This is a genomic window from Paenibacillus sp. PCH8 (assembly GCF_002968835.1).
Taxonomy (GTDB): Bacteria; Bacillota; Bacilli; order Paenibacillales; family Paenibacillaceae; genus Paenibacillus.
Window position 1 is genome coordinate 41,514 of record NZ_PKQK01000010.1, and the last position, 12,336, is coordinate 53,849.

Sequence of the window (12,336 nt, forward strand, 5' to 3'; positions counted from 1 at the left end):
CACATCGGTTAATGGATCATACATCATATGCGTCCGTAACCCAATGAAAGAGAGGAAGGACATCTATGATACTCTATGGACTTATGGCATTGGTCCTGATCGTTCTTGCTCTTCTATGGGCAGGAGGACTCTACTTTTTCAAAACGGCCATTCGGCGTACACCAAAAACGTTTTTGGTTGACAACCCGAATCTGATGCCTGAACCGGATAATGAAATGATCAGCAGTGCTTCTGATCTGAAGTGGCTTGATACTCAACGTGCCGAAAAGATAACTATTCAATCGCATGATGGATTAAATCTGCACGGTACATGGCTCCGTTCCATTACCGGATCAGATCAGACGGTTATTCTGGCACATGGCTATTCAGGCAGAGGTAGAGAGATGGCCGGATTTGCTCGGTTTTACGCCGAAAAGCATGGATTTAACATCCTGATGCCAGATGATCGGGGCCATGGTCAGAGCGAAGGCAACATCATTGGTTTTGGCTGGTTAGATCGTAAAGATTATGTCCAGTGGACCCACTGGGTTCTTGAAAAAGTGGGCATACAGGGAGACATCATGTTACATGGAATATCCATGGGAGGGGCTACTGTACTTATGACAGGTGGTGAGACCCTACCCATTCAGGTGAAGGCAATTGTCTCTGATTGTGCGTATACATCCGTGGAAGATGAATTGACTTTCCAGTTGAAGCAGTTGTACAGACTTCCAGCATTTCCGTTTATACCTGTCACTAGCCTAATCTCCAAGTGGAAAGCAGGGTATTCATTCAGAGAAGCATCAGCGCTCAAGCAACTGGTGAAAGTCAATGTACCCGTACTGTTCATTCATGGTGAAGCAGATACGTTCGTACCCACAGAAATGGTATACAGGTTATATGAAGCTTGTCCAACAGATAAGGAGTTGTTAACCATTCCCGGTGCCGGTCATGGTACAGCGTTTCAAGTGGATCGCACCAGATATGAGGCGGCACTGGAATCCTTTATGAAAAGAAACCTGTTATCCTCTGCCTTACATGATCTGTGATGAACAGGCATGGTTTCATTCCAAAGGAATCTAGCCACCTGTCAGAGAGGAGTTAAGTATGGACACATACGTTATTGGGATAGATGGAGGAGGAAGCTACACCCGTGTGGCTGTCGCTGATCAGCATGGAAGGCTGCTGTCATATGTGCAAAAGGGTGGCTGCAACCGATATCATGATGCCTGTGCAGAGCCAAATGTGCTTGAAGGCATCAGGGAGGCTATAACTCAGGCTGGACTCAAGCCAGACCATATCGCCTCCATTCAGGCAGGGATGGCAGGTCTGGATCGGCCTGAGGATACCGTTTGGGCCGAAGCCTTGCTCGCTCGAACAGGGATTACAGGCAAGATCAGTGCAGTAAATGATACGCATATCGCACATACAGCGGCCTTCCATGGTGAGCCAGGTGTTGTTGCAATTGGAGGCACGGGATCTCTGATCCTTGGCAGAACGGAACAGGGAGTCTGGCTTCGCAACGATCAGTTCGGTCATTATGCACCGACAGCAGCACGTTTTTTGGCTTATGACGCGGTGCATTCCATCCTTGCAGGACGTTATGAGCCTGAGGATCAGGAGTGGGTCCAGCAGGTGTTGACGTATTGGAATGTAACCTCCATCCGGGAACTTGCTACGTTAGGAGTGTCTGGATTTGCTGAAAATAAACAGGCGACCAATCGTAAATTTGGTCAGATGGCACCTTTGGTGACCGAAGCAGCTGTCCGCAATATTCCTCTCGCAGTTCGTGTGTGTGACTCGGCTGCAGATACCGCCGTAGTGGGCATCCTCTTGCTTGCGTCCTGTTTTGATCAGCCAACCGTATCCTTCACCCTTACCGGAAGTTGTCTGAGTTCACCCTATATGGTGGAAGCCGTTCAGAAAGGTCTGAATGCAGCTTGTACAGCCGAAGAAAAAAGAATTCAATACATAACCAGCAATGTACCGGCAGTTGGAGGTGCGCTGTTGGATGCTTATGAACTGGCTGGAATTGCGATGCGAGACCACATATCGACTGTGCTTCAGTCGGAGCTGAATCGGCACAAGACTTGAACTTTGAAAGGCTAACGACTACAATACGATAACGGAAACAAGCAAGGTATAGGAGGAATCAAGGTGTTAATTAATTTGAAATCACGCATAGAGGAGCCGGAAGTGCAGGAGCTGTTGTCTTACTCGGTCTTTCCAGATCCGGATCATCTGAAACGTGCGTTGAAACAATATGTAGAGCAGGACGAGCTGCATTTGGCCGGTTACGAAGCAGAAGAACAATTGATCGGTCTGATCGGCTATGAGTATACAGGTACTAGCGTGATCACCATTCAGCATATTGCAGTTCTGCCCGAGAACCGTCTCAAAAATTATGGTCGGGGCATGATTTCACAGCTACTGGAGAAATACAACCCTGACACATTGATGGCAGAGACGGAACTGGACGCTGTAGAGTTTTACCGGAATACGGGGTTTGTCGTATATAGTCTGGGCGAACTGTATCCAGGTGTGGAACGGTTCCGTTGTGTGCTTGAAAAAGAGGAAGATACAGACGAAGAGTAATGCGTAGGCGCTCCTACTGTCTGGCATAGAAAACAGAGTGTAATTAAAGCAGGATGTTGGATTTGGCAATGAGCTGAGTCGGACGTCCTGTTTTTTTGCCGTTTTCATCAAAATAGCAGGAAAAAAGTATTGCTTTTCAACATAGTTTCATTATAGAATAGTTTCACAGAAGAATAGTTCGTTAAGTGAACTATATTACGAAAGGAGAATGATGAATGAGCACACCGGATGCTGGAAGTTTGGTTAACCGCTATTTGGACGCTTCTTTTCTGGTAAACAAGCGGTTTGATACGCGACTACGTGAGCAAGTGGGGCAGAACATAACGACCGATCAGTTCTGCGCACTTCGTATGATTGATGAGAAACCGTCCTGTACCCCCTCTGATCTGGCGGAACTTCTATGTGTAGGTAAGAGCAGCATTACGGCCTTGGTCAACAAATTGGCTGACCGGGGGCTGGTGGATCGTGCAGGGGATGAGCGTGACCGCCGAGTTATATATCTGACCTTGACGGATAACGGACGGCAAGTATACAGGGAGACAGAATTGGAGATTCAGAAGGTTCTAGAGCCGTATCTGGTTCATTTCAAACCGGAAGAGATTCGGAATTTCATTGAATCATTTGAGAAGCTTGCAGCTTTGCTAACGCATGAAGGAGGACGGGAGAACGAATGAGAACGATATTGAAAGCACGATGGTGGATAATGGGGCTATGGGTTGTTGTAGCTGCCGTATTAATGCTTACTGCCCCTAATATGAGTGAATTGATTCGGGAAAAGGGACAATTTTCGGTCCCGGATGGATACTCTTCCACCCATGCAGCAGCGATGCTGGATGAAGCTGCGGCGCAAAAAGGAGAACAGCAGGGCAGCCAGATTGCTCTTGTATTTTATGATCCGGATGGTCTGGGTACCTCGGGGAAACAAGAGGCAGAGAAGGCCGTTAAGCAATTGGAGGCCGATAAGGAGAAGCTGGGCATTCTGTCCATTCTGGAACCTTTCTCTCAGCCTGAATTGTCCGAGAAGATGATCTCAGCTGATGGCAAAACGATTCTAACATCGCTTTCCATTGATCAGGGAGATCGCACGGTCAAAGAAATGCGGGAAGACCTGAATGAAGCATTGAAATCCGTCAAGGTGGAGCACTACATAACCGGTAAAGGTCTGATTGATGAGGACACCATTGAAAGTTCCCAAGAGGGGCTCAAGAAATCAGAATATATTACAGTTGTCTTTATTTTACTTATTCTGTTCCTGGTCTTCCGTTCGTTTGTAGCTCCGTTTGTACCGCTGCTGACAGTGGGGATCAGTTACATTGTATCGCAACAGATTGTTGCATTCCTCGTGGACGGAGTCGACTTCCCGATATCCACGTTTACACAGATCTTTATGGTCGCAGTCATGTTCGGGATTGGTACGGACTACTGCATCCTGTTAATCAGCCGGTTCAAGGAAGAACTGGCTCATCATGAGAATACGTGGGATGCTATCATTGCGACCTATCGTACTGCCGGTAAAACGGTACTCTTCTCGGCACTTGCCGTGTTGGTTGGTTTCATTGCCATTGGCTTTGCACAGTTTATGTTGTACCGCTCTGCGGTTGCCGTCGCAGTCGGCATTGCTGTCATGATGCTCGCTCAGTTTACCATCGTACCCTTCTTCATGGCGGTGCTGGGCAAGAAGCTATTCTGGCCGTCGAAGGGATCACTTGAACATGCCGAGAGCAAGATCTATGGTGCAGCTGGTCGATTCTCGCTGAAACGTCCATGGGCTGCTCTGCTCATCGTTGCAGCGGTATGTGTACCTCTTCTGGCAACTTACGATGGTAAACTCTCATTCAACAGTCTCGATGAGATTGGTGAGAAGTATGATTCAGTGAAAGCATTTAACATAATCTCCGACAGCTTCGGTCCGGGTGAATCACTGCCAGGTCAGATCGTTATTCAGAACGATGAAGCGATGGACAATGTGAAGTATATGGCCGTGGCTGAGAAAATCAGTCGTGAAGTAGAGAAAGTACAAGGGATCTCTGGTGTCCGCAGTATGACCCGACCTACGGGTGAGGAGATCAAAGACTTTGAAGTTACACAGCAAGTGGGAACATTATCGGATGGACTGGGTGAAGGCAAGACGGGCCTGGACAAAATCCGTGATGGTCTGAGTGAAGCCAGCAGTCAACTAAGTAAAAATGAACCACAGTTAAAAGAAGCTGCTAATGGAGCAGGGGAACTGACCAAAGGAACATCTCAGTTGCAATCGGGTATCACGCAGCTGAGCGAAGGACTTCAGCAGATTGAAAAAGGGATTCGGGATGGTTCCGCAGGGGCGGGTGATCTGAAAGCAGGGCTTCAGCAAGCCAAAACTAGTGCAGATCAACTTGCGCAGGCGAACAATCAGTTACTTGAAGCCTATCGTCAGGCGGGCGCAGGAGTTGCTGCACTGGGCGATGGAACCCGCGAGCTGGAACAACAGCTTAATGGGGTTTCAACGGCTTTAACCAGTCTGACCGAATCATTCACAGCACTTGAAGAACGGTATCCTGAATTGCAGCAAGACGCTGACTACCAGCGTATCAAAGGCACGATTGGTGAAACAGGCTCAGGTACAGCACAGCTTGCCCAAGGTTTGGGACAGATTCAGACCAACCTGGGAGAAGCCGCTGCTGGAATTAATCAGGCCAATAAAGGTTTTGCCACCGCAGCTTCTGGACAGAAGGCTCTTGCCGAAGGTTTAGGTCAGATTGTGACAGGCATCAGCCAGTTGCAGACAGGTCTGAAACACGCTGCTGATGGTCAAGGTAAAGTGATTAAGGAGATACCTTCCATTCAGAACGGACTTGGCCAGCTTCAGGGTGGTCAGGAGAAGATTCAGCAAGGCTTTTCGGATCTGAGTGGCCAGCTGACCCAACTGACGGATGGATTGAATCAAAGTGTCGATGGTATTAAGCAGGTATCCGGGGGACTGGATTCAGCGCAGGACTATCTGACACAATTGCAAAATTCACCAGCTTCGGATTTGGCAGGTTGGTACGTTCCTGAAGAAGCATTGAGCAACAAAGACTTCAAACAGGTATTCGATACGTATCTGTCTCAAGACCGGAAGACGATGACGATTGACGTTATTTTTGCCGAAAACCCATATGGGACAGAAGCTATTAATCGTGTTCCTGACATTGAGGCTGCTGTACACCGAGCGGTACAGGGCAGTGCGCTTGAAAAAGCAGACATCGCTGTTGGTGGGGTTACCAGTACGTTTGCAGATCTGCAGGAGATCTCGAACAATGACTATACACGTACCGTAATGCTGATGCTGGCAGGCACATTTATTATTCTGGTTGTGTTGCTTCGCTCGGTCATTATGCCACTGTATCTAATTGTTTCATTATTATTGGCTTATTTTACATCCATGGCGTTGACCGAAGCGATCTTTGTTAATATGCTTGGGTTCGCAGGCATCAGCTGGGTTACTCCGTTCTTCGGATTTGTCATGCTGATTGCACTCGGTGTGGATTATAGCATCTTCCTGATGGACCGTTTCAATGAGAACAAAGGCATGAGCGTACAGGATGCCATGTTATATGCGATGAAGAACATGGGGACCGTTATTTTGTCAGCAGCGGTGATTCTAAGCGGTACATTTGCTGCCATGTATCCATCCGGTGTTCTCTCCATGATGCAGATAGCTACTGTAGTTCTTGGAGGTTTGATCTTGTATTCCTTACTGTTCCTGCCTTTCTTCGTTCCTGTAATGGTGAAGATGTTTGGCCGGGCCAACTGGTGGCCGTTCCCGAATAAGGAACAGGCGAATACCGTTGATTCGGATCGGACTATCGGCATGTAATGCAATTGAATGGATTAGGCTCTGCTGCGTGATGCGGCAGGGCTTTTTTCTTCTTTTCACCTACACAGAAGAACTACGTTCATTTGCAAAAGAAAGGTGCATGCCTAAGGACACCATCCCGCGCCTTGTCTTCCCACTCATCATAAGATATAGAGCAGTTCATTATTTGTTCAGAGAAATCACAGCAGAGAGGGGCGACGGGATGGTATATCGATATGTAGCTATAGGAGATTCATTAACGGTAGGAACAGGAGCGTTGCTGGGTACTGGCTTTGTTCCTTTATATCGTCGAATGGCGGAAATGAATGTTCGAACGTTTGTATCTATGGAAAACATGGGCGTGAATGGACTAACTTCGGGGGAAATGCTGCAGATGATCTCTTCACATCCCCGAGTGCGGCAATCGCTGCGAGAAGCGGATATCATTACATTATCCATTGGTGGGAACGATCTGATCCGTACATTCAAAGCAAGTGGTGGCATTCCAAATGCCGGAAAAATGACACAGGTACTCGGGGAAACTCGCAGTAATGTATCCCAGATCATGAGGCACATTCGGCAGTTAAAGGGCAACAGTGAATATATGGTTCGATCCATCGGATTGTACAACCCGTATCCACAAGCGACTGAAGCGGCGTACTGGGTACGTCAATATAATTCATTTCTGAATGGAGCCGGATCAGGTAACTATGCCTGTGCTCAGGTCTATGACAAGTTTGAAGGTCGTGAACGTGAATTGTTATTCTGGGATAGAGTACATCCCAATGCAAGAGGATACCGTGTCATTGCAGAGCAGTTGAATCGGACTGGATACCATCCGTTCACTTGAATATAAGAGGAGTAAATCTGGCAAGCGTCACTTAGGAACAGAACTAGACCAACGGTTGAACTTCCTTTAAGATGAATGAAAGAATCGTTTATTTTATGAGATAAAGGGGTTAATTTTTGGTGCAAAACATCGTGTCAGGTTCCCTCGCGCATGCAGAGCAGCAACGTATATCCGACGTATTGGCTTTATATGGTCTTGCATCAGACTGGCAAGGTGAGCGCGAAAAGGGTGGAATGAACAATTCTACCTTTGTGCTCCATGTGGACGGGCAAGGTTACGTACTACGACAATATGAAACACATAATGATCAGAAGAAAATAGCTTTTGAGCACGAAGTGTTGCGCGCACTCCAACGTTCGAACTTTAAGCTGGAAGTACCTTCACCTGTAGAATGTTCTCTAGGTGCGGGAGGCACTTTCCTTCCTGTAAAAGATAACCTCACCGGTCACACCAAGATCGTGACTCTGTTTCATTATCGGGAAGGCGCCAATCCGGTCTGGCATAAGCCGGAGCAATTGTTCGGTCTTGGTCAGGCGGCAGGGACTTTGTCTTCTGCCATGGTCAAACTCGACATCTCGCTTGAACCTGTTTACCCGCCGTACTATCGAATTCAGGATGCGTATCCACTCTGTTCACCCGAACGATTATTACAGCTATGTACATCACCCCCAGAACCATTGGTCGCATGTGCGAATGAGTTGAAGGAACTGAGGGATGTGCTGCCAGATCTGTTTGAAGCCCTGCGGGGCATGGAACAGTTGCCGCATCAATTGGTTCATGGGGATGTGAATGCTTCGAATGTGCTGGCAGATCAGCAGGGTGAAATCTGTGCCATTTTGGATTTTGAATTTGCGACGTGGGATGTGCGGGTAATGGAACTGGCTGTTCCGATGTCTGACCTTCTGACCATGGACAAGAGTGAAGATTGGATGTGGCAGGCGCAAGAGAGTTTGATTAAGGGATTTCGAGAACAGGTCAGCCTGGAACCAGAAGAATTGTTAGCGATACCGCAATTAATTCTGCTACGCAGTCTGGATGTGGTCATGCATTTCATCAGTCGCATGTTCGAGGGTACAGATGCGCCGGAAGTGGCTGTAAATCAGATTGTGAAGCTCAAACAGCGGATCGACTGGATGCTTCTTCATGAAGACCGACTTCGTGAGATGTTGGTGTATTAATATCTTGGCTATAAATAAAGTGCACTGTTTCTGCTCATACGAGGGCAGAGATCAGTGCACTTTTATTGATTAGAAGAGTAATATATGAAAATTACAGCGTATAGCGGGTGACATTACAATCCACGTTTGCGGAACCAACTGCGGACAGCCCAGCGGCGTTCCTGACGTTTCTTGTATTTGGGCAACGAACGATAAATGTTCAGGGATTGCTCGTAAGCCTGCTTGGCATCAGCATTGCGTCCGAGAGAACGATGAACCGATCCGAGTAGATAATAAGCTTCACTGGATGAGGAATGAATCTCCTGAAACTGTTGGACATAATCCAGTGCTTTGTCCTGATCCGTGTCTTTGTATGTTCCGGCAAGGTTTAGGTAAGGACGTCCGTACTTGACTCTCGGATTGATATCGAGGGCATGCAAAATATGTCGTTCGCCTTCTTCGATGTTGCCCAAATGCAGTTCAGTTGTCCCCAGTGCCTCCCAATAATCAGCGGATTGTTCGTATGGACGCTCCAGTTCAAGTAATAATGCATGTGCCTCACTATAACGTTTGCGTTCAATCAGCAGGCGAGACAGCTCCAGCTTCGAAGAAACTTCATTGGGGCTCATGGCAAGTTGTTGCCGAAGCCGGGAGATGTTACGCATACGTTTGAGAGGTTTCGTGAAGCTTGGGAAAACACCAACGTAACGGCGATCCAGGAAATACAGAATAACAAGTAAAATAAGGATGGCAATGAACGGATTGCCGATAATCCGCCATAGAAGGCCAAAAATAAGAAATTTAATAAGCACAGGTTCAACTCCAATTATGATGTAATCGCATTGCGTACACTTAAAATATACTTCGATTGATCCAGCGGACTAATCCCTCTGCGTTTGCGAGTATGAGTTACTTCTACAGGACAATCCTGGTATCCGGCAAACGAAGTGGTGAGCACCCCGCGGCCGCCGGTCTCTGAGCGCAGCTTCACCGGATAATCCATCGAGGTTGCAAGAGGCATAAGCCCTTCAATAATACAACGTCCACTACCGATGACGGGAGCTTCAAAGGTTGCCCGCATATGTACCAGATCGCTCAGCGCCTTGCCACCGTATTCCTCCGGGATGGTAAGGCGGAATTGAAGAAGTGGTTCGAGCAGAGTGGTACCTGTTCTCGCCAATCCATCCATGATTCCCATAGGCGTGGCTACGACAAAATCAAGCGGGTGGGTGTGCCAGACATGATGTTCTCCCTCAACAAGGGTAATACGCAGATCAGTAACTTCCCAACCGAGCAAGCCTTGAGATAGCGCTTCAGGTATTCGGCGCTGCACTTCATTCTGATAACGTAAGAGCAGGTGATCCGTCCTGACGGTGGAGGTATAGATTAGGCCACTTCCCCGAGGAAGTGGTTCAATCCTGAAACGGAGGACGGCCCAGCAGGGCTTGGGCATTGTATAAGCGATGTATCCTTCACCTGATACACGAGGTGTCTCCTTGTAGATGACGGATGGCGGGTCGAACATCACATCCAGTCCGAACCGGCTCATTAACAGGCTGGATAAGATCTCAAGCTGAATCGTACCCATGACCTTGAGATGCAATTCACGTTCCTCCGGCAGCCATTGCAGATCGAGCAGGGGTTCTTCATCTGTCAGTTCCTGTAATGCTGCCACAAGATCGGGGTATTGTGCCGGGTCCTTGCCATGTACCTGTACTGTTAACAGCGGCGTAGCCATCTGTGGCAGAGGAGGTACACCCTCGGGGCTGCCTATAATGTCGCCCACATGTGTGTCGCTCAGTCCATACAGCGTAGCGATCTGTCCGGCGTGTACGGCACCGGTATCCGCCCATTTCTTTCCGTCCATGCGGCGAATCTGAGTCACTTTCTCTTCGAGCTCCCGGGTTGAATTATGAATGGAATCCCGGTTGTAGAGGCTGCCACCATACATGCGAACGTAAGCCGCGCGTCCCATCGTACGATCACGTTCAATTTTGAATACCACACCCGACACTGGAGAATCCGCAGGCTGTGCAGGTGGAGGAAGAAATTCAATTACTGCATCCAGCAATTCGGTGACACCGATTCCTTTGCCGGAGGCACCATAACACACAGGGAACATCTTACCCTGATGCACATGCTGCAAGAACACTTCGTTCAGAACCCTTGGGGATAACGGATTCTCATGAATATAGGCTTCCATGACCTCCTCGTCCAGTTCGGCAAGCATCTCGACCAGACCCGGAATAGATGGAGTGCAATCGGGTAGAGAATCTGGATTCGGATTCCAAAGGCAGTCTATGCCAAGAAACGAATCTTCATGGATCTGGTACGTTTGGATTTCGCATGCGAAGGGGGACAGGGTGGAACGAATCTGCTCCATTACTGCTGAGGCAGACGCGCCAATCCGATCCAGTTTATTGATATATATGATCGTAGGGATACGAAGTGAACGAAGGGCATGCCAGATGGCTTCACTTTGGGACTGAATCCCCTCCACTGCTGACAGAATAAGAATAGCGCCATCCATGATCCTCAGCGTTCGCTCAACTTCGGAGCTAAAATCAATGTGTCCAGGCGTATCAATGAGGTCAATGATGGTGTTCTTCCAGATTAGTGAGGTCATGGAAGCCTGAACGGATATGCCTCGTTCTTTCTCGATGTCGAGCGAGTCTGTGGCTGTTGTTCCGTCATCTACACGTCCTGGGCTACGGACAACCCCGCTCTCAAATAACATATGCTCGGTGGTGGTTGTTTTCCCCGCATCCACATGGGCAAAGATCCCGATATTCCTGCGGTTGGGTTCATTTAACATGAAAGTAAAGCTCCTCTGACAACGGATTGCAATCTTTCTGACAAGTGATCATTCAACTTATCATACCATATCTTATATATGGAAGAATATGTGGATATATATGATTAGAGCTGGAGACCTATATCCCAGGCCATCTCTTATTTAGCGGGAATTGCACATGGTTCTTCGGTAGGCTGCGGGTGTGGTGCCGGTTAATTTTTTGAATTGACGGTAAAAGTGGGGCAGACTGTCGAACCCGCAGGCATCGGCCACGGCTGCCATCGTGTCATCGCCTTGCACCAGATGCTCCTTCGCCATAATGACCCTGCGGGCCAATGCGTAATCGGTCAACGTCATGCCCGTGTATCGTTTGAAGGCACGACTGAAATGAGCGGGAGATACGGCCGCTTGTTGTGCCAGTTCAGGCAAGGAAAGACCACCTCGAAGCTTGTCATCGATATGGGAGAGTGTTGAGGTGAGCCACGAGGGACCAAGGGCAGATCTGCCCGGTTTAACAGGCTCAGAATCCTCCAGTCGTTCCAGAAAAATGAGCAACAGTTGCAGCCTTAACAGGGCCGCATGTGCGCTCAAATGATGATCGAGCTGAAATTCCGCCTGAATGTCATCAATAAGAGTAGTGACCTGTACTCGCTCCCCTGCGCTTAGATGCCGCTTGTACATTCGTTGTCTGCGACAACGTTCAAATAGGCTCAGCAGGGATGAAGCTGCGCTTCTGGTGGTCGATCCCAGCAATCCTGGACTGAAGAATAGTGCGGAAGATGTGACCGGATTGCCTGCATCTGGCAAGGCACGGTGTACCGTACTGCCCGGAATGATAAAGAGATCCCCTTCCTGCATATCCTCAAGACCCGTATCAATAAAAATACTACCCTGACCACGATATACATAAATAATTTCATGCCAGTCGTGAAGGTGATCCGGCAACTCGTTCTGAGGGGATTTCGTGTCGCTGTACACCAAGCGGAAGGGAATACCAGATTCTGCTTGTATGGTCGTACGGACGGGTGAATGATTCATAGAGACTCCTTTCCAGACGTTCGTCTACGACCAGATGTTAAACCAAGTCATGAGAGAGTATATTTACCGCAATATAAGCAATTTAATTTCCTTTTATTGATGATAC

At 48.2% G+C, this 12,336-nt stretch carries 10 protein-coding genes; 7 read left to right on the top strand and 3 right to left on the bottom strand.

Going from position 1 to position 12,336, the window contains the following annotated elements; all coding sequences use genetic code 11:
* Positions 1 to 65 precede the first annotated feature (65 nt).
* The 7 genes from C0Q44_RS29230 (at position 66) to C0Q44_RS29260 (ending at position 8,419) form a co-directional block, all read left to right on the top strand.
* Positions 66 to 1,028, top strand: a complete 963-nt coding sequence (locus C0Q44_RS29230; RefSeq protein ID WP_105410650.1) for an alpha/beta hydrolase — start codon at positions 66 to 68, stop codon at positions 1,026 to 1,028.
* A 58-nt stretch (positions 1,029 to 1,086) separates the two neighbouring features.
* On the top strand, positions 1,087 to 2,073 hold the full coding sequence (locus tag C0Q44_RS29235; RefSeq protein WP_105410651.1) for a BadF/BadG/BcrA/BcrD ATPase family protein: 987 nt from the start codon (positions 1,087 to 1,089) through the stop codon (positions 2,071 to 2,073).
* Between the two features lie 63 nt (positions 2,074 to 2,136).
* Positions 2,137 to 2,574, top strand: coding sequence for a GNAT family N-acetyltransferase (locus tag C0Q44_RS29240; RefSeq protein WP_105410652.1), 438 nt, complete (start codon positions 2,137 to 2,139; stop codon positions 2,572 to 2,574).
* Between the two features lie 215 nt (positions 2,575 to 2,789).
* Complete coding sequence (locus tag C0Q44_RS29245) at positions 2,790 to 3,248, top strand: MarR family winged helix-turn-helix transcriptional regulator (RefSeq protein WP_105410653.1); 459 nt, start codon at positions 2,790 to 2,792, stop codon at positions 3,246 to 3,248.
* On the top strand, positions 3,245 to 6,412 hold the full coding sequence (locus tag C0Q44_RS29250) for an MMPL family transporter (protein WP_105410654.1): 3,168 nt from the start codon (positions 3,245 to 3,247) through the stop codon (positions 6,410 to 6,412). Before C0Q44_RS29245 ends, C0Q44_RS29250 begins: the two co-directional genes overlap by 4 nt.
* A gap of 166 nt (positions 6,413 to 6,578) precedes the next feature.
* The gene (locus tag C0Q44_RS29255; protein ID WP_258166623.1) at positions 6,579 to 7,241 is read left to right on the top strand and encodes a GDSL-type esterase/lipase family protein; all 663 of its coding nucleotides are present in this window, start codon (positions 6,579 to 6,581) and stop codon (positions 7,239 to 7,241) included.
* A 119-nt stretch (positions 7,242 to 7,360) separates the two neighbouring features.
* Complete coding sequence (locus tag C0Q44_RS29260) at positions 7,361 to 8,419, top strand: phosphotransferase (RefSeq protein WP_105410656.1); 1,059 nt, start codon at positions 7,361 to 7,363, stop codon at positions 8,417 to 8,419.
* Between the two features lie 113 nt (positions 8,420 to 8,532).
* Here the strand turns inward: C0Q44_RS29260 and C0Q44_RS29265 are convergent, their stop codons facing one another.
* From C0Q44_RS29265 to C0Q44_RS29275, 3 genes are all read right to left on the bottom strand, one after another.
* Positions 8,533 to 9,210 (bottom strand): tetratricopeptide repeat protein, encoded by a 678-nt coding sequence (locus C0Q44_RS29265; RefSeq protein WP_105410657.1) that lies wholly within the window; start codon positions 9,208 to 9,210, stop codon positions 8,533 to 8,535.
* A 14-nt stretch (positions 9,211 to 9,224) separates the two neighbouring features.
* Positions 9,225 to 11,213 carry an elongation factor G gene (locus C0Q44_RS29270; protein ID WP_105410658.1) on the bottom strand — a complete coding sequence of 663 codons (1,989 nt, stop codon included), beginning with the start codon at positions 11,211 to 11,213 and terminating at the stop codon, positions 9,225 to 9,227.
* A gap of 141 nt (positions 11,214 to 11,354) precedes the next feature.
* Positions 11,355 to 12,230, bottom strand: coding sequence for an AraC family transcriptional regulator (locus C0Q44_RS29275; protein ID WP_105410659.1), 876 nt, complete (start codon positions 12,228 to 12,230; stop codon positions 11,355 to 11,357).
* Positions 12,231 to 12,336 lie beyond the last annotated feature (106 nt).